Raw genomic sequence first — 17,604 nt, forward strand, 5'->3', positions numbered from 1 at the left:
CTTACTCGGCGGCCTCGGTCACGCCCACGAGGATATCGCGGATCGCGGCCTCTTTGATGTCGTCGTGTTCGGCGATGACCACCAGACGCGAACGGCGCTCTTCACCGGGTTCCCACGGGCGGTCATACTGGTGACGTACGCGGGCACCAACGGCCTGCACCAGCAGACGCATGGGTTTGCCCTGAACGGCGGCATAGCCTTTGACGCGCAGGATGTTCAGCTCATTGGCCAGACGTTCGATATTGGCGACCAGTTGGGCCGGGTCGGTCTGTTCAGGTAACTCGACGATGATGCTTTCGAAATCGTCGTGTTCGTGGTCGTGATGGCCATCGTGATGCGACGGACGGGCATCCATGTCATCCTCGGCGGCCGCTTCCAGCCCCAGCACGACGCGCACGTCTACGGCACCTTCGGCGACTTCGACCACTGGCAGCGGACGCGGAGCTTCGGCGGCGATGACTTCTTTGGCTTTCGCCACACCTTCGGCGCCCGCCAGATCGGGTTTTGTCAGCAGGATGATGTCGGCGCACGAGATCTGATCCTCGAACACCTCTGACAGGGGCGTTTCGTGGTCGATCGAGTCGTCAGCCAGGCGCTGGGCGTCCACGGCTTCGACATTCGGAGCGAAGCGCCCGGCGGCGACGGCCTCGGCATCGGCCAGAGCGATCACACCGTCAACGGTGATCTTAGAACGGATATCCGGCCAGTCGAACGCCTTCAGCAGCGGCTTCGGCAGCGCCAGACCAGAGGTTTCAATCAGAATGTGATCGGGGCGCGGCTCCAGCGCCATCAGTGCCTCGATGGTCGGAATGAAGTCATCGGCTACGGTGCAGCAGATGCAGCCATTGGCCAGTTCCATGATGTTTTCCGCCGGGCAATCCGGAATGGCGCAGGATTTCAGGATATCGCCATCGACGCCAACATCGCCAAATTCATTGACGACCACAGCCAGACGCTTGCCCTGCGGGTTCTGCATCAGGTGCTTGACCAGCGTGGTCTTGCCCGAGCCCAGAAAGCCGGTGATCACGGTGACGGGAAGTTTTTCAAGATTGCTCATTTCAGGGCTCCAATCGGGGGAATGCGGGCCGCACAGTTTTTGCGGAAATGTTCGGGGCGCTCACGCCATTTCACCAGACCGTCTTCAGCGGCCAGATATTTGGTGACGCCTTCGACGATGGTCTCGACATGGTCGGCCTCGTCGAGGTTTTCATAGACGAAGGTCCATCGGGACGGGCCACCACGCAAAACGATCGAACATCCCTGATCACAATTCGACAGGCATTCCACCGGCTTCAGGTCCACGCCGTCAGGCAAGCCCGCCTGTTCAAGCGCTGTGTGCAGCAAAGTGCCGGGTCGCTGAGCGTCATCTTCGATGGGCAACCCACGGCGGCATGTCGTGCAGACCAGCAATTCGACTGGTGCGGTCTCGGTCACGTCTCTCATCCCCCTAATCCTTTGTACGGGGGACGGGGTTTCATGCGGGCCACGTGTGCGACATGGACCCGACACCGGAACACCCCGCCCGGTTTCAACTTCGGGTGCTGGCAGGTCTCCCGGCTTGCGGATGTCAGAGCGTTTGCCCTGTCGGATGTCCCGCCTTCCCGGCCTATTGGGCCAGTGGCTTTGGGCACCCTCTCCGGTCACGGTCGCGGGGGCGGCTGTGCTTGGCGATGACATCGCTGGCACATTCCCTTTTCATCCATCCGAGGATGGACACCAACGCATGCGACATGCGGCACGGGCAGGGGGCTTGTCAAGCACGACTGAGGATTGAAAACCGGTTAAGTCAGAAAAGCGACCAGCCGAAGTCAGTCAGCGGCATCCGATGCGATCCGATCACGAAGCCAGGAGCAAAACAGCCCCGCAGCCGCGGATGATTGAGCGCTTCCGGGCTTGGCAATCAGGTAGTGCGGTTGTGCAAACGGAATCGCTGGACCGGCAATCGCAACAGGCGCGCCTTGGGCAATCGCGTTCTGTGCGAACCTTTGGGCAATATTAAGGAAGCGGGCAAAGGCGCGACAAAGACAAAGCACATCCCTCTACCACTGTCGCATTGTGCGTCGCGCCGTTTGTTCGCGGGAAAAGATTTGGCACGTGTGGCATTACTTTCAAACCGCTTCGACATTTAACCCCGGACATCAACGGCGACGGTTATGCTGTTCCAGAAGCCAGTAGGAACATGATACCCAAGTGTATACGCCCGGATTTGCGAAAGCAGCGCAGAAAGCTAAGTGTTTGAAAAGAAGTGGAGGCGAGTACCAATTTCGAACTTGCGTAAAGGAATTAAATTTCTTAATAAATAACAATTGTTTAGTGAGATTTTATCGGTACGTGGGCTTGCGAATGTTGCGGGATTGTTGGTTGAAATTGTTCATTGGCTTAACGCCATCAAGGATGATGCTCGATTTTTGGTTCAAGTGGATTTTGGTGCAATGATCACAGCAACGCTGATTGCTTTCAGGCGCGTCGCAGCCTGAATGCGCCGTCACTCGACCTTCCGCCCGTCAAGATATGAGCCGGTGTTCGGATACCTTAAACGCTGCTTCAATAGCTGCACGATTTCGTCGGCAACAATTGCCATTTTTCATTTGAAAGATTCTGATGCCGGTTTGCCAGAGTAGTCAGTTGTATACGTAATTCTTCATCCGGAATGGAGCTGTCTAGAGCCACCGACATAATGCTGGGGCTTACAACGCGTGCTAAAACAGTTGAGCGCCGTTAGACAATTGCTCCCGGATCGAACGTCGCGTTCTGGAGGTGTCTAAACCTGGTTCGTTCGTGAAGGTAAGTGTCGTGAGCGAACTTTTCCTCCGGTAGTCGTTTCTCTGCGATCTTCCGATGGAACCTTACAAGTCTAGCAACGTCTTTGACTACAGTGGTGGTCGTTTTCAGTGCATCCAGCTTTTTGTCCGAACGGATGTATTCTCGAGCGTCCGCTTTCCACTTGAAACCTGCGAAAAGCAAAGCGTTTGAATCGAGTAGCAGTCGCACCGTGCGACTTTCCCCCATCGAAATGGTTATGCCAGGCTCCACCAAATGATGATGTAGAATAAAGTTCCTTAGACCCATGGCAAAACTATGCGCGCCGGAGTTCTTCCCGATTACCCTTCCAATTCCCCGGGTGTAAGATTCACTGTTTTCCAGCTTGGTGTATTTTCGGATACGTCTGCAAACATCTACGTATGAAGCATAAAGCGCAGAGAATGTTAAAAGATTGGATGTTGCCTTAGATTGTTCTCGAGCATACGCAGAGTTATCTGAGCGCTTGAACTCAAGAACGGTGTCCATCCCTGCCGTAGCCGCATTCAAACCAAGGCTTGCTTCCAGCATTGCGGCATGCACCCTTTCTAAGTTCTCCAGTGCGGTATGAACTTTATGGTAAGGGGAAAAGCGCAATGCGTAATTCCACGATTCCTCTTGCAGCTTTGAAGTGTATGCGGCGAAACCCTCTGGATGATCCGTGCTGCTTTCTGCAATATATGTTGCGACCGTCAGCGCTCGGTTTAACTCGGCGAGCTGACCGTCTCCAAAGTCCCATCTCAGTAGGTCGACTTGAGAGAAACACTTCGCTAATTGAAACTCCTGTGTGGTAACACCCTTTGAGACGGATGCAAAAAGATCGTGTGGTTTAAAGCGATGCTTGGCAATGAAACTCGCAAAATCTTCTTTGGGCATTCGAAACCTAGCTAGTTTTGTTGATATCGCATCGAAGACTTTCCGACATGAACTATAAAATTGACTACTAGGGCGCCGCTCTCGGGCGTCTTCTGGTTCCAGCTTCAACCTATGCGGTTACTATCTAGGTATGATGAAGCTTGCAAATCTGTTCCGAAGACAACAACCCCAACCCAAAAACCCACTTTTGAGTTTTTTCGCACCGGCCAATAGAACACGGCGCGAATAAACCCACGTAACAATGCCATGGAAGGACCCGCGATTTTCTTCGGTGGACCAATGTATGAGTTCTTGGCTCGGTTTTGATGACTACGTGGGAGGGAAGGCGAACAAACACTGTCGGATTCTTCGCAATGAACGCAGCAGTGTTGTGCACTGTTTTCAAAGTGCGGGGAGCGGGGGAGGGGGATTCCTTAGAGCATTCTAGAAAAGTGTATTTCTGCGTTTTTTCACATTCTGCGCTATAGGGTATCCCCAAGTCTCCCCATAAATTTATAACTATATTTAAGATATTGATACTAATAATAAATGCCCTGTTGTCACCTCCTCAAAACGGTCCCCGAATGGCTCCCCATGCTTCCCCGGCGCTCCCCGAGATTTTCTTAGATTCGCCGTCAGGCCCCCTGCGGCCTGGCCGAATAACCAGTCTCGACTCCCCGGTAGGGAATGGCGGGGAACTGATATAGGGGCGCGGGGGAAACTGTGGCGGAGTTGAGGCATAGGTTAAACGCAGTTGGGCAATCGTACACCTGATCTGGCGTTGATACTCGATATAAGGATAACGCCAGCGCCCTCATCCGAGTCAGTGAAAGGCCGGCCGAACTCTGTCATTGGTTCGATGCTCTCCGAGGTGACGGCAGACCTAATCGTCCAGGAATGCTGTTACTGTTGTTTTCAACGCATCCCAATCAGTGAATTCTCTCAAGCCATCTCGTGGATCAATCTTCTAGCCTAGCATGACAACGTGTTGGACGATCTCTCTTTCAAAATACCCGTAATTATCAGGCCGTACGGCACCAGCGACCAAGGCGGTCGCGTCTGGTTCGAATTTCGTCCGCATCAGCATTTCGGTAAGATAGTCCCGCGCGTCCTCCTGACCTTTCTGAAAAGCAGCTTTTAGACTGACGGAAAGCAAAAGTGATTTTCGCGAGGATAATGCGTCATGGTGCCTTTCTAAAAACTCCTCGAACGGCTTGGGGTGCCGGCGTTCATGGACGGGAGCCGCAAGGATAACGTGGTCTACATCTTCCAAAGACACTGGACCTGCCAGTTGGTCGATATCGATCAGCCTAGTTTCGTATCCTGCCCCTAATGTGACTTTGTTGATAAAGCGCGAAATCTTGGCGGTCTGACCTTCAATAGTTCCGTAGGCAATAAGTACTGTCATAATGACGCTCCCGCAAACCGGTCTAAACAGCTAACTTACTATGCCGAAACTCTTCGCCACGGCCTTTGATTTCAATCAAAAATGCCGGTCTCTTTAAGCAATCTGGGTAAAGGCGCGACGTCGAAATGACTGGCTCATACTGTTCTGGAAAGCACAAAAGCTATGGCAAGCCAAAATCCAGTGCGTATGGTCATTGCACCGACGGTTCGCCATTCAAATGGCGTGCCACTAAGAGCCACTAATATTAGAACAGCAAACACCAATAGTGTAGATAAGCCAATCAACCAGGCAATGCGTTGTGCCCAGAATGTGGATTTGTAGATTGCGAATGCGCCAATCAAATAGACAAATCCAGCCAGAAAATTGAACCAAAGCACGAATGGTACCGCATCTCCCACTGCGGTTTTGGCAGCAGCACCCCCAAATAGAGCCGTTCCGCCGGAGAAAATGGTAAGAAGACCAAAGAGTGCTGCGGCTATTGCAACTGGGCGAACCCAAGGCGAAGAGGAAGGCATCGTTGTTTTCCTCTGGAATAAGATTGAATTTCGTGTCGTAAGCAATCCGCCGTCCTCGCCAAACGAACTGAAACGCACGTCCATAGTAGCAATTTTTCTCGCCATTACCCTTGATCTTTATCGTTGGGCTAAATTGATACCCATTGAAAAAGCAGCGTTTGCGGGAGGTTTTTCGCAATAGACATGCTCTGTTGCCCCTTTGGGTTGACCCGTTTGCAACTCCAACAATTATCAAAGTTGGTTCTGTTACCGTGAATCTTCTGGAAATGGACGGACGAATACGCTCGAATTTGCAGCGAAAAGTGTTGATTTGAGTCAATGCTAGTTGCTGCAAGTTCACCCATACTGACCCTCACAAAGGAGGGAGTGCGACATGTTCAAAATAATTGTGGTTGGCTTGGATGGATCAGAGGCGTCAGAAGCAGCTCTACGCGTTGCCTGTGATATCTCAAGCAAATATGGCTCTCAAATTCACCTTGTCCATACACCTCAGCCGCAAACCGTGGCTTTCGCAATGGGCGCGGTTGCTGGCTATCACGCCGTCACGACAATGCCTTCAGACGAAGAGGTTCAGCAGGCAGCAGACAAGATCATTTCCGCGGGTAAAGAGATTGCCAAAGAATACAATCAGACAGTTTCGCAAACACATACCCAACGCGGTGATCCGGTCGACGAGATCATCGCATGCGCCGAGCAATGCAAAGCTGACCTAATTGTGACGGGCCGCCGCGGACTGGGAAGCATTGGTAGCCTGATTCAAGGGAGCACCTCTCAAGGCATCAGTCGGAATGCCACTTGTGCGGTTTTGACCGTTGCCTAAATTTCAAACTTGGTCCCAATCGGCACAAAAACGATGACGATCAATAAGCTCAACATTGAAGCCTCGTGACAAAACTAAGGTTCGATGGCTACTCCGTGATGCTGAACTCCCGGCCGTGAAAACGGAGTCTGACATCCACTGCTTCATGACGGTGACACGAAAACGGATGCTGAAACCGAGGTCATGGGTGCCTGTGGTGATGACCGGCGACCAAACTGTGTTAGGCGAAACGACCCGAACTGTGGTGGAATAGATAAACTTCCCCTTTTTATTTGTGCTTTGGTTCAAGGTCAGAAGATAGGCTGTACAATCCCTGATACGTAGATCCGTGTTAACTTTGGAGCCCGACATGAACACCCCGTCCCTGTTCGACGCTCATAAACCCTCTGAAATTGCGACATTAGTTGAGACTGCTGGGGTCACAAAGGCAAAGTTGCCAATGGCACCCATGTTCGTTCTTGCGATGCTGGCTGGGGCATTCATAGGGTTTGGCGCAGCGGCCTATACGATGGCGGTTACTGGCGCAGACAGCGCTGCGGGGCCGATCCGCGTTCTGGGTGGCGCGGTGTTTTCCCTGGGCCTTATCCTGGTGATCGCAGGTGGTGCAGAATTGTTCACCGGAAATGTTTTGATGGTGATCGCAGCGGTCGACCGCAAGATACCGCTGCGACTGCTGTTTCGAAGCTGGGGCATCGTCTATGCCGGAAACTTCGCGGGCGCCCTCGGGCTTGCATTGGCCTTCTCTCTGACCGGCCTGCTCGAGGGGCCGATGGGCAATACCGCCGTGGTGATAGCCGATGCCAAAGCGGGGTTGGAACCGATGGAGGCCTTCGCCCGTGGCGCACTGTGCAACGGGTTGGTATGCCTTGCTGTTTGGCTGTCCTTTGCCGCCCGCAGCGTCGCCGGCAAGGTTCTGGCCGTTTTGTGGCCCGTCACTGCTTTTGTGTTGCTGGGGCTCGAGCATTCGATTGCGAACATGTTTTTCTTCCCGCAGGGTTGGGCAGCGGGGGCAACTGTTCCGGTTTTCTCAGCGGCGACCAATCTATTGTGGGTTACTCTGGGCAACATTGTCGGCGGGGCGGGAGGAGTCGCCTTGGCCTACTGGTTTGCTTATCTTGGCGCTAATAGACGGTAAGACCCACTTCTTCGATCACAGCGCCCGCCAGAGCAAAACGATCGGTTTCAGTTGGTTTTGAAGACGTTGTCTAATTGTGCAGCCCAGATCAAGCTTTTCCTGCACTTAATAGTCTAGATGCCGGGAGCATGGTTGTCTTCGTGTTCGATATCGGTTGTCGCATGATGGTGCACCACGAGGGGAAGCGGCACAGGCTTGCTTAAGTCCGCTGATTGGGATGCGAGCCGGTTGATCAGTCAGATATGAGTTGGATGCGGAGGTAACTCACCGACCACGAGGCAAGGAGATGGCACATTGGTTAATGACGGTGCCGGGAATTGGGCCGTTCTTTGCCACTGCACTAGTTGCCCTCTCGTTCCCAAACTGGATTCTTCGCCAACATCTAAATTCATTGATCCTCGTCAAGATTGGAAAAGGCAAGATGTGATACAGTTGATGCCTAAAATGAGGGCTATCATGGAAGAATTAGTCGAGATTGGAAGAACACTTGTTCAGGCAATGCGTGATCGCAGGGGCCTTGCAAATGTTGATGAAATGTATGCCGAGAACGCTCAATCCATAGAAGCGGTTGTGCCTCCGGTTCGACAGTTTCGCATCACCAAAGGCCGTGATGCTATCAAAGGGAAAAGAGAGGATTGGCTGGCAACTCATGAAATCATCAAATTCGACGTCGATGGCCCCTATGTTCATCCCCCAAACCGCTTCAGTGTGCGATATAAGGCTGACGTAAAGCAGAAGGAAACTGGACAACGTATCGCCTTGAGCGAGATTGCAGTTTATTCGGTAGCAGACAGAAAGATTGTACTGGAAGAGTTCTTCATGTTGCCGAAGTAGGAGCGGCAACCCGCAATACTGACGCAGTGTTGGTTTCATCCGCACGCTGGAAGCGTGACTTGTAAGTGCTTTGACTCCACGGATGGACAATTGGGCATTTGTCTCGACCGCGTGATGCTTGCCCATGCGCAACAATTCCGTCAGTTCGGCGCAACCGAAATCGAAAGTCACGCCGTGAAATCCGCTTTGAGCCATTGATGCGGGTTAACCATCAGACTGCTGCGCCGGTTTTCTACCCGAGTTTGGCCTGAACAACCCTCTAAAGGGCTCTGTTTGATTCAAAACAAAGCATTTTGCGGGGTTTGAGATAACGTCACCTCGTAGCTCTAACCGCGGTACGCCAGATCATGAAAAAGAATGTGCGCGCAATACTGATCATCGTAATGCTCCTTCTCGCAGGTGCGGCGTTGTACATATTCGTTTCAGAAGACAGCAGTGAATTGCCAGTTGGATTTGTACAGGGCAATGGACGGATAGAGGCCGAACAAGTGGAAATTGCCCCCACCTTCGCAGGGCGGGTTGCAAAGGTTTTGGCGGCAGAAGGCAACTTGGTTGTTGTGGGTGAACTGTTGGTCGAGATGGACACCGATGAACTGTCTGCAGCGCTTGATCGCGCCAAAGCCGAAGTAGCATTGGCGCGTCAAGCCAAGGCCGAAGCCGAGGCTGTTGTTGTCCAACGAGAAAGCCAACGGCGTCGCGCGGCGCAGGAACTGGAACGGGCAAGGGCACTGTTGGCCGGTCAAAACATTTCGATGACAGTCTTTGAAGATCGCGAAACCGCATTTCAGGTTGCCGACGCCGTTCTGGGTGCCGCCAAGGCCCGGGTTGCAACCTCGGACAGCCAGATCGCGGCTGCCGAAGCCGAAGTGCGCCGGATCGCTGCTCAGATCGAGGATGCTTCGCTTGTCGCCCCCATGCCAGGGCGCGTTCTTTACAGACTGGCTGAGCCCGGTGAAGTTGTCGGCGCGGGGGAGCCGATCCTTACGCTTCTCAGCTTAGAAAACGTCTATATGGATGTGTACCTGCCCGCACGCGAAGCGGGGTTGCTGCCCATCGGGGCTGAGGCGCGCATCGTACTTGATGCCTTGCCGGATTTTGCCATTCCTGCAACCGTCACTTTTGTATCCCCTGAAGCCCAGTTTACTCCGAAGCAGGTCGAGACACTAAGCGAGCGTGAACAGTTGGTCTTTCGCGTTCGGGTTCGCATCCCCCAAGATCTGATCACAGAACGGATCGAACATGTGAAAACCGGCCTTCGCGGTGTCGCTGTGATCAGGCTTTCTTCTGACAGCGTATGGCCGGAATATCTGGAAAGGCGGATCCCACCCGAATTGTTCGAATGAATTCCCAGGCGGGCACATCTGGTTTCTGCATCAGCGGTGTCACGCATAAGTATCGCCAGCGCATTGCACTGGATAACCTGTCGCTTGATCTGCCGATTGGTCAGCTTATTGGACTGATCGGGCCTGACGGGGTTGGCAAATCAACGCTTTTGGGTTTGATCACCGGCGCGAAGAAGCTTCAGTCTGGTACGATCAATGTTCTCGGAGGTTCGATCGACGACCGCGCCCATCGTCACCATATCTGCCCTGCGATCGCATTTATGCCGCAGGGGTTGGGCCGAAACCTCTATGCAGAATTGTCGGTGCAAGAGAACCTTGAGTTCTTTTCGCGTCTCTTCGGACAGGGGCAGCAGGAGCGTGACATCCGGATCGCAGCATTGCTGTCGGCAACCGGGCTTGCGCCTTTCTCTGATCGGCTGATGGGAAAACTCTCGGGCGGCATGAAGCAAAAGCTCGGGCTGTGTTGTGCACTGATCCATGATCCTAAGCTTTTGGTTCTGGATGAGCCGACCACCGGCATCGACCCACTGTCGCGGCGTCAGTTCTGGGCGCTGATCGACGCGGTCCGAGAGGCTACACCCGACCTCTCCATACTGGTTTCGACAGCTTATATGGAAGAAGCCGAACAATTCGACTTTATCGTCGCGATGGATGCCGGGCGCGTGCTTTTCCATGGTTCTCCGGCAGAATTGAAGGGGGAAGCCAGCGATCTTGAAACGTCCTACCGGCGGTTGCAGGCGCACGGAGATCCCCTGATCGCACCAAGGAAAGCGCCCACACATCACCGTGAGGCAGACCCAGTGATCACGGCACGCGGATTGACGCGGCGCTTTGGCGATTTCACGGCAGTCAATAACGTCGAATTCTCGATCAACCGTGGTGAGATTTTCGGCTTCCTCGGGTCGAACGGCTGCGGCAAGTCGACCACCATGAAAATGCTGACAGGTCTTCTGCCCGCAAGTGACGGTGAGGCGCTACTGTTCGGAAGACCGGTTGATGCACGCGACCTGAGGATGCGTCGCGAGATTGGCTATATGAGTCAGGCATTCTCGCTTTATGGCGAGTTGACCGTTCGGCAGAACCTTCAGCTTCACGCCCGCATCTTTGCGATCACGGACCGCGATAGGCGTATCGACGAACTGGCGGAACGCTTTGGCCTGATTGCACATATGGACACGCTGGCCACGGCGCTGCCACTTGGCATCAAGCAACGTCTTTCCCTGGCGGTCGCTGTGATCCACCGACCTCGCGTACTGATCCTGGATGAACCAACTTCGGGGGTGGACCCTGAGGCGCGCGACTCGTTTTGGGCGTTGCTGATTGAGCTTTCGAGAGATGAAGAAGTGACGATTTTCGTCTCGACCCATTTCATGGCCGAAGCAGAGCGCTGTGATCGGGTGTCGTTCATGCACGCGGGCCGTGTTCTGGCTGAGGGAACACCGGATGAGTTGATCACCGAGGCACAGGCAGACAGTCTGGAAGAAGCATTTGTCACGGTATTGAAGGCAGCTGACCCTCCGGCACCGGTGAAAGCTCCTGAGGCATCGGTTCATGCCCTTGATGACAGCGCTGGCGGGGGTATCAGGCGCACACTGGCATACGCGAAGCGTGAAACCATCGAGATTTTGCGCGACCGCGTGCGTTTGGCGTTTGCGTTCCTGGGCTCGGTGATCCTGATGCTGGTCTTTTGCTATGGGATTACGCTGGACATCGAAGAACTGGATTTCGCGGTACTGGATTTGTCACAGGGCCCAGAAAGCCGCGCCTACATTGCAGAGATTTCAGGATCGCGCTACTTCAACCCAACGCAGCCACTGACGAGTATCGGTGAGGGCCATGAACGGCTGGCCCGAGGAGATGCCTCGCTGGTTGTCGAACTCCCACCTGATTTCGGGCGCAAGATCCGCTCTGGCGAAGCAACGGACGTGCTTGCAATTGTGGACGGCGCAATTCCATTCAAGGGCGAGACCGTGGAAGGTTATGTGGCGGGGCTCCACAATACCTTTTTGGCGGCAATGGCCCGCCAAAAAGGTGTGCATCCGGTCGAGATCGCCCGTATCGAACCACGCTTCAGGTACAATCAGAGTTTCGAGAGTATTGCCGCAATGGCCCCGGCCATGCCTGCGATCCTTTTGATAATGTTACCGGCAGTTCTGATGGCGGTCAGCGTCGCGCGTGAGAAAGAGTTGGGAACCATCACCAATTTCTATGCGACGCCAACGACGCGTCTTGAGTTTCTGATTGGCAAACAAATCCCCTATATCGCAATCGCGTTCGCCAATTTCCTGCTCTTGGCCGGAATGACGGTCCTTGTTTTTGATGTACCGCTCAAAGGCAACCCGGTTCCCCTGGCGATTGGCGCGTTGCTGTATGTCTGGGCGACCACATCTTATGGGCTGCTCATTGCGACCATGACCTCGAGCCAGGTGGCCGCTACCTTCGCTACCGCCATCGCCTCGGTCGTACTGACCATTCAGTTCTCGGGCCTGCTGCAGCCGGTTTCAACGCTTGAAGGCGGTGCGCAGACAATCGGATCGCTCTGGCCGTCATCCTATTTCCTGCACCTGAATGTCGGTGCCTTCACCAAAGGGCTGGGCTGGAGTGCGCTTGCCCCCGATCTTCTCGCCCTGGCCTGTTTCGGGCCGGTGCTGACGTTGATCGCGGCCCTTTTGCTTCGAGCGCAGGAGAAGTGAATGCAACGGTTGTCCTGCATCTTCTGGCTTGGCTTGAAAGAAATGATGAGCCTTCGACGTGACTGGGTGATGATGGAGCTGCTGGTCTGGTCATTCACGCTGGCACCCGTGATGGAGGCGACGGGGGTTTCGAACTCGGTCAACAATGCCTCCATTGCATTTGCCGATGAGGATGGCTCGCCCCTTTCACGGTCTCTTGCTACGGCGTTCTTCCCTCCGGAGTTTCAACCTGTTGTCCAGATCGCACCGGGTACCGGAGCCGAAAAGATGGATGCCGGGCATTTCCTGTTTGTGGTCGCGGTGCCACCAGGGTTCGAGAAAGATGTTCGCGCCGGGCGCTCACCTGAAATCCAGATTCTGATTGATGCGACGGCGATGGAACAGGCCGGGATTGGTGCAAACTATATCATCAATATCCTCAGCGCCGAGATCCGTCGCTTTGCCATCGGTGCGGACCTGATAGAGACATTGCCTGTCGATATCATCATGCGCAGTGCGTTCAATCCCAACCGTGATACTGTTCGTTTTGCCGGCATCGTGGCGCTCATCGGCCAGATCATGTGGCTGACTACGATCCTCACCGGTGCTGCAATGATCCGCGAGCGTGAACATGGCACAATTGAACACCTGCTTGCGATGCCGCTCACCCCGTTTGACATTGCGATGGCCAAGATTTGGGCAAACGCTGCTGTGGTTCTGGTTGCCGCAGCCTTGTCCTTGACCTTTGTAATGCAGGGTGCCCTGGGGATCAGCATCGCCGGTTCAAAAGGGTTGTTTCTTTTTGGCACCGCCCTGTTTCTTTTCACGGCGACCGCACTTGGGGTATTTCTTGCAACGATTGCACGCTCAATGGCGCAATTTGCACTTTTGGTAATGCTGACAGTCCTTCCGATGCTGATGCTGTCAGGGGGAGAGACACCGATCGAGGGTCAGCCCGACTGGCTTCAGATCGGAACATCGGTCCTCCCGTCCCGCCATTACATGTCCGCCAGCCAATCCATTATCTTCAAGGGTGTGGGGATTGAGACGGTCTGGCCAGAGCTCTTATGGATGGCGTTACTCGGCGCAATCCTTCTGGCGTCAAGCCTGATGCTTTTCAGACGCTCGGTGGCGCAATAGAGATAGATCAGTTTGCCCCTAGGCCTGGACGTATGACTGGTAATACGCCTTGTTTCATTTCAGAATGCCGATACGGTCGGGATGTCTCTTGACGCGATACCGAGGACACTTGGTTGCGCAAGATCAAGGCAACTAGATGCATCTTTTGCCATAATGCAGCCTCCCCACAATCGCACCAAAGGAGGAGGATCAGAAAATGCTTGAAGACAAAAAACCACAACTGTTTGCTGGAACACATCCGCTCTCTGATAATTTTCGACGCGAAATGGAATCCATGATGTCGCGCTTTTTCGGGGGCGCAGCGCCATTCCTGCCGCTGGAAACAGCCGCGCAACGCACGGGATTCCCGTCGTTGGACATGACGGGTGCGATTTCGCCGGCGATTGACATCCACGAAACGGATACAGCGATCGTTCTCACGGCTGAATTGCCGGGTCTCGAAGAAGACGACGTCGAAGTCGAAATCAAAGGCCGCAGATTGACCCTGCGAGGCCAGAAGAAGGTCACACATGATGACACGGGCGATCTGCGCGTTAGCGAGAGAAGCTTTGGCAGTTTCACCCGGACAATGACGCTGCCTGATGCAGTCGATCTCGAGGAGATTTCCGCTGCGTTCGACAAAGGTGTCCTGCACGTCACGATGCCGAAAACCGAACCTCAGGATCCCAGCCGGAAGATTAAGGTCTCATCGAAATAGGCGCAATGGAGGCGCACGCGCAACCATCATGGTCCGGGCAGCATGCGCGGACCCTTGGTGTTCTTAAAACGAGCACATTATTGCCCACCATAGCGGTTTCACTGCTGGGCATGATAATGTGCCAATAGCGCTAGAGAACTGAGATGGACGATGCGGACGCCTGACAAAAGCGATGTGGAAAGTGAAACTGGCGATGTCCGTGCATTTCTGGAGAGCTTGACGGGGCCGTCCCGCGGAACCGTTACCTGGCTTGTCGGCAACGCTTTGGCTGCTTCGGTGGGTCCTGATCGTATCCTGAAGTTCAGGCGAAAAGAGGATTTGGCCCCGCATGACGAAGACGTGGCGACCATTCAGTGGTCGCAAGGCGGTTACGCGCTAAACGCGTTGCCTGGCCGGGATATTTGGGTCAATGGTCAAAAAACTGCTTCGGCAGTTCTTAGGCATGGCGACATGATTGAGTTCGGTGAAGAGGGGCCCATGTCGCGCTACAGGGTGTGTGACCACTCATTCCCTGCACATCACACGGTCGAAGACATAATAAGTGACGCTTATGTGTATGCGCGCTCCAGCCGACGACCCTTGGCCAGAAAAATGTCCGGTGCGCTGCGCGAAGGCGGGCGTCGGCTGACATCACAAACCACGGTTTTGTTCAGGGTTACCGTTATCGGTGTGCTTCTTCTGATCTTTGCCTTTGGCTATTTGCTTTTTCAGAACGACCGGAAGCTGGCGGACAGCCTTAAACAGGAATCTCTCAAGATCGAGGCGGTTGCTGTCATGCTTACGCAGACGCGAGAAGATGCACTGACGGCGGATGATCTGGTGGCGCTCAGAGAAGCGTTTGACAACCAGGTGATTTCCACCGAGCAGCGCCTTGGCACTTTGGAAGAACGCGCTGGTGCGTCAAGGCGAGTTATCACAGCCTCGACGCGATCTATTGCCTTTATCCAGGGTGCTTACGGATTGCGACAGACCGAAAGCGGCAAATTGCTGCGGCATGTGCTTGGCCCGGACGGGGAGAAACTAAAAACTCCATTCGGAAAACCATGGATTGAGCCAGATGCGGCAGGCGCGCCAGCAGAATTTCAGTTCACTGGAACCGGGTTTCTATTGCAGGACACCTCTCTTTTGGTGACCAACCGTCATGTCGCCTTGCCCTGGACGACCGGGGATCGGGCGCAGGCCCTGAAGGCAGCAGGGCTTGAAGCCGAGATACTTAGCCTGCTGGCTTATCTTCCAGAACAATCCAAGCCAATGGAAGCGGTATTGCTTAGGGCAAGCAAAACGGCCGATCTGGCGCTTCTGTCCGTTGATGCGAACCGTGTTCAAGGGCTTGGACTTTCACTGGCACCTCACCCGACGCGAGCAGGTGAAGAAGTTTTCTTGCTTGGATTTCCGACTGGCCTTAAGGCCTTGATTGTGCAGGCTGGGCCGGATTTTCTGAAAACGCTTGAGAGAGACGGCGCCGTCGATTTCTGGACTATTGCAAAACACCTTTCAGAGCAGAACAAGATCAGGCCTCTGGCCAGCCGGGGGATCGTCGCCCAGACCAGTGCCGGTGCAGTCGTCTATGATGCTGAAACCACAACCGGCGGAAGCGGCGGACCTGCCCTGAACCGAAATGGCGAGGTGGTTGCTATCAATGCCGCGATCTTACCCGAATTTGGCGGCTCGAATATTGGCGTTCCGGTGTCACACCTCAAGATACTTCTCGATGAAAGCGATTGATCCGCATATTCAATCGCGCGTCTGATAAGGCGAGTTTTGCACAAGAAAAACCACAGCCAGTGGGATGATGACAGAGATCAAGCCCACGGTAATCAGCAAGTTCCCTAAGTGGCTATAGTCAGCGACGGAGGCAACGGTACCCGTTCTGGGATCGGTAACCGCGCGGGTAACGGTAAAGATCTGATTCAGGTATTTTGTACCGAGACTGCTTGCTGACAATGCCATGTTGGTGAACGACGCCATGACCGCAAAAAAGGTAGCCTTCAGATGTGTTGGGGCGTTGCGCGCGATCCAAGCCAACATTGGGACCATCGCGATCTGACCCAGCGGTGACTCAACGGCTGTGTCAAGAATGGCGATAAACCTTGCATCCACGACCCCACCTGTGCGCGCGGCCGTCCATTCATGCACCCCGTAGTACAAGGCAAGGTTTGGCAGGGACAGCACTCCGGCGGCAATCGTGAGTAACACTACAACCTGCGCAATCGAACGACTTGCCATAAACGGCCTGAGGATAATCAGGCCAAGCAGAGCAAGTAGTGAGGTCAGAAGCGCTAGAATGGCCAGGAACTGTTCGTCAAACCCAAGCTCGTCGATCTCGAACCAGGTCAGGCCCGGTCCTGGCAAGGGAACTGCTCGAAAAACGAAAATGATAGTTGCTGTCCCGATCAGAACTTTGGCCTGTTTCGACTCCAGCTCTCTCAGCAAACGCGACATGAGGTAGAGAATGACCGTGAGCGACACCGCAAAAACGGTCTCTTGCGCGAAGGCAAAATTTGCGGTTCCCAACACTATGCTGAGAACAACAAACGCAAGTCCGCCCAGCAGTATCGGCCACCTGACTTCGGTGGTTTGATCTGGTCTGTGCGGAAGGTGTCCTCGACGAACGAGGCGACGCTGTATCAGAGCGTGAAGAACCACTCCACTGACAGACAACAGTGGGATAGCCAGGGCAATGAGATAGACCCGACCGTAGAGAACCAAACGATCGGCTTGCTCCAGATTTTCCGCCCCCGAAAAAATCCAGATGTTAACCGCGGCGACCCCTGCAAACCCGGATATGATCGCAATCCTGCCGAGGGTCTGCATGGTGGTGTGCCGGGCACGAACTTCGTCCTGAATAAACGCGCGTCCGTCTCGGTCCGATTGCGGCACTGCTTCGACTGTCATGGCGTCAGCAACGACATCCTGAATGGCATAACCTGAAGGAGCCAACATCAAGGCAACGACGTACCAATTCTCAAGTGGCATAATGCCGGCCATTTGGTCAGGCGCAGCCACAAGCCTGTACATGATGAGCAATGACGTCGTGATAAGGGATGCGCCAACGACAATCAGCAGGGATTTCCAGCGCCAGAACAGATCAACAAGATGACCCAGCGGCATTTTTAGAATCCACGGCAACCCGGCCCAGAATGCCAATCCCGCAACAGAGGCGGCGGATAGATTCAGATAGTCTTTAAGAAAAAACGCACCGACGACGGATGTTAGTCCCGAAACCCCGGCCGCAAAGTAAACCATCAATGGTGGCAAGTAAGACCATTGCAATTGTGCGACCAGATCAACGAAAGTCCGGTGCCACCAGCCTGAAATCCGCCTTCCAATTGTTGATCGGTCAGTGTTCATGCGTCAGTCGGACCCCGTTCTGATGACCCTGTGCT

At 54.2% G+C, this 17,604-nt stretch carries 14 protein-coding genes and 1 riboswitch; of the genes, 8 read left to right on the top strand and 6 right to left on the bottom strand.

Annotated features, from left to right (window positions below):
• Window position 1 precedes the first annotated feature (1 nt).
• From cobW to AC2FGC_RS12730, 5 genes are all read right to left on the bottom strand, one after another.
• The gene (gene cobW / locus AC2FGC_RS12710; RefSeq protein WP_496726133.1) at window positions 2–1,057 is read right to left on the bottom strand and encodes a cobalamin biosynthesis protein CobW; all 1,056 of its coding nucleotides are present in this window, start codon (window positions 1,055–1,057) and stop codon (window positions 2–4) included.
• Window positions 1,054–1,443 (bottom strand): DUF1636 family protein, encoded by a 390-nt coding sequence (locus tag AC2FGC_RS12715; RefSeq protein WP_496726134.1) that lies wholly within the window; start codon window positions 1,441–1,443, stop codon window positions 1,054–1,056. Before AC2FGC_RS12715 ends, cobW begins: the two co-directional genes overlap by 4 nt.
• 83 nt (window positions 1,444–1,526) lie before the next feature.
• A riboswitch (cobalamin riboswitch) is annotated at window positions 1,527–1,736 on the bottom strand.
• 982 nt (window positions 1,737–2,718) lie between these two features.
• On the bottom strand, window positions 2,719–3,675 hold the full coding sequence (locus AC2FGC_RS12720) for a hypothetical protein (RefSeq protein ID WP_496726136.1): 957 nt from the start codon (window positions 3,673–3,675) through the stop codon (window positions 2,719–2,721).
• A 946-nt stretch (window positions 3,676–4,621) separates the two neighbouring features.
• Complete coding sequence (locus tag AC2FGC_RS12725) at window positions 4,622–5,062, bottom strand: flavodoxin domain-containing protein (RefSeq protein ID WP_496782521.1); 441 nt, start codon at window positions 5,060–5,062, stop codon at window positions 4,622–4,624.
• A gap of 134 nt (window positions 5,063–5,196) precedes the next feature.
• Window positions 5,197–5,682 (bottom strand): hypothetical protein, encoded by a 486-nt coding sequence (locus AC2FGC_RS12730; protein ID WP_496782523.1) that lies wholly within the window; start codon window positions 5,680–5,682, stop codon window positions 5,197–5,199.
• 268 nt (window positions 5,683–5,950) lie between these two features.
• Here AC2FGC_RS12730 and AC2FGC_RS12735 point away from each other — a divergent pair, with 268 nt between their 5' ends.
• The 8 genes from AC2FGC_RS12735 (at window position 5,951) to AC2FGC_RS12770 (ending at window position 15,943) form a co-directional block, all read left to right on the top strand.
• Window positions 5,951–6,397, top strand: a complete 447-nt coding sequence (locus AC2FGC_RS12735; protein WP_058283451.1) for a universal stress protein — start codon at window positions 5,951–5,953, stop codon at window positions 6,395–6,397.
• A gap of 349 nt (window positions 6,398–6,746) precedes the next feature.
• Window positions 6,747–7,532 carry a formate/nitrite transporter family protein gene (locus AC2FGC_RS12740; RefSeq protein ID WP_496726140.1) on the top strand — a complete coding sequence of 262 codons (786 nt, stop codon included), beginning with the start codon at window positions 6,747–6,749 and terminating at the stop codon, window positions 7,530–7,532.
• Between the two features lie 456 nt (window positions 7,533–7,988).
• Window positions 7,989–8,366 (top strand): SnoaL-like domain-containing protein, encoded by a 378-nt coding sequence (locus AC2FGC_RS12745; RefSeq protein WP_496726141.1) that lies wholly within the window; start codon window positions 7,989–7,991, stop codon window positions 8,364–8,366.
• Between the two features lie 347 nt (window positions 8,367–8,713).
• Entirely contained in the window at window positions 8,714–9,709 is a 996-nt protein-coding gene (locus tag AC2FGC_RS12750; protein ID WP_496726142.1) for an HlyD family secretion protein, read from the top strand.
• Entirely contained in the window at window positions 9,706–12,402 is a 2,697-nt protein-coding gene (gene rbbA, locus AC2FGC_RS12755) for a ribosome-associated ATPase/putative transporter RbbA (protein WP_496726143.1), read from the top strand. The genes AC2FGC_RS12750 and rbbA overlap by 4 nt, the downstream gene beginning before the upstream one ends.
• Window positions 12,403–13,521, top strand: a complete 1,119-nt coding sequence (locus AC2FGC_RS12760) for an ABC transporter permease (RefSeq protein WP_496782525.1) — start codon at window positions 12,403–12,405, stop codon at window positions 13,519–13,521.
• A gap of 196 nt (window positions 13,522–13,717) precedes the next feature.
• Window positions 13,718–14,218, top strand: a complete 501-nt coding sequence (locus AC2FGC_RS12765) for an Hsp20/alpha crystallin family protein (protein ID WP_496782527.1) — start codon at window positions 13,718–13,720, stop codon at window positions 14,216–14,218.
• A gap of 150 nt (window positions 14,219–14,368) precedes the next feature.
• The gene (locus AC2FGC_RS12770; RefSeq protein WP_496768381.1) at window positions 14,369–15,943 is read left to right on the top strand and encodes a trypsin-like peptidase domain-containing protein; all 1,575 of its coding nucleotides are present in this window, start codon (window positions 14,369–14,371) and stop codon (window positions 15,941–15,943) included.
• A gap of 9 nt (window positions 15,944–15,952) precedes the next feature.
• On the opposite strand, the gene AC2FGC_RS12775 is transcribed toward AC2FGC_RS12770, so the two are convergent.
• On the bottom strand, window positions 15,953–17,569 hold the full coding sequence (locus tag AC2FGC_RS12775; protein ID WP_496782529.1) for an MFS transporter: 1,617 nt from the start codon (window positions 17,567–17,569) through the stop codon (window positions 15,953–15,955).
• Window positions 17,570–17,604: the final 35 nt, after the last annotated feature.

The organism is Ruegeria sp. CDSC054 (genome assembly GCF_059610645.1).

Coding starts and splice junctions, on each gene's coding strand:
- cobW (WP_496726133.1), bottom strand. CDS start 1,057: ATGAGCAATCTTGAAAAACTTCCCGTCACCGTGATCACCGGCTTTCTG.
- AC2FGC_RS12715 (WP_496726134.1), bottom strand. CDS start 1,443: ATGAGAGACGTGACCGAGACCGCACCAGTCGAATTGCTGGTCTGCACG.
- AC2FGC_RS12720 (WP_496726136.1), bottom strand. CDS start 3,675: ATGCCCAAAGAAGATTTTGCGAGTTTCATTGCCAAGCATCGCTTTAAA.
- AC2FGC_RS12725 (WP_496782521.1), bottom strand. CDS start 5,062: ATGACAGTACTTATTGCCTACGGAACTATTGAAGGTCAGACCGCCAAG.
- AC2FGC_RS12730 (WP_496782523.1), bottom strand. CDS start 5,682: ATGGCGAGAAAAATTGCTACTATGGACGTGCGTTTCAGTTCGTTTGGC.
- AC2FGC_RS12735 (WP_058283451.1), top strand. CDS start 5,951: ATGTTCAAAATAATTGTGGTTGGCTTGGATGGATCAGAGGCGTCAGAA.
- AC2FGC_RS12740 (WP_496726140.1), top strand. CDS start 6,747: ATGAACACCCCGTCCCTGTTCGACGCTCATAAACCCTCTGAAATTGCG.
- AC2FGC_RS12745 (WP_496726141.1), top strand. CDS start 7,989: ATGGAAGAATTAGTCGAGATTGGAAGAACACTTGTTCAGGCAATGCGT.
- AC2FGC_RS12750 (WP_496726142.1), top strand. CDS start 8,714: ATGAAAAAGAATGTGCGCGCAATACTGATCATCGTAATGCTCCTTCTC.
- rbbA (WP_496726143.1), top strand. CDS start 9,706: ATGAATTCCCAGGCGGGCACATCTGGTTTCTGCATCAGCGGTGTCACG.
- AC2FGC_RS12760 (WP_496782525.1), top strand. CDS start 12,403: ATGCAACGGTTGTCCTGCATCTTCTGGCTTGGCTTGAAAGAAATGATG.
- AC2FGC_RS12765 (WP_496782527.1), top strand. CDS start 13,718: ATGCTTGAAGACAAAAAACCACAACTGTTTGCTGGAACACATCCGCTC.
- AC2FGC_RS12770 (WP_496768381.1), top strand. CDS start 14,369: ATGCGGACGCCTGACAAAAGCGATGTGGAAAGTGAAACTGGCGATGTC.
- AC2FGC_RS12775 (WP_496782529.1), bottom strand. CDS start 17,569: ATGAACACTGACCGATCAACAATTGGAAGGCGGATTTCAGGCTGGTGG.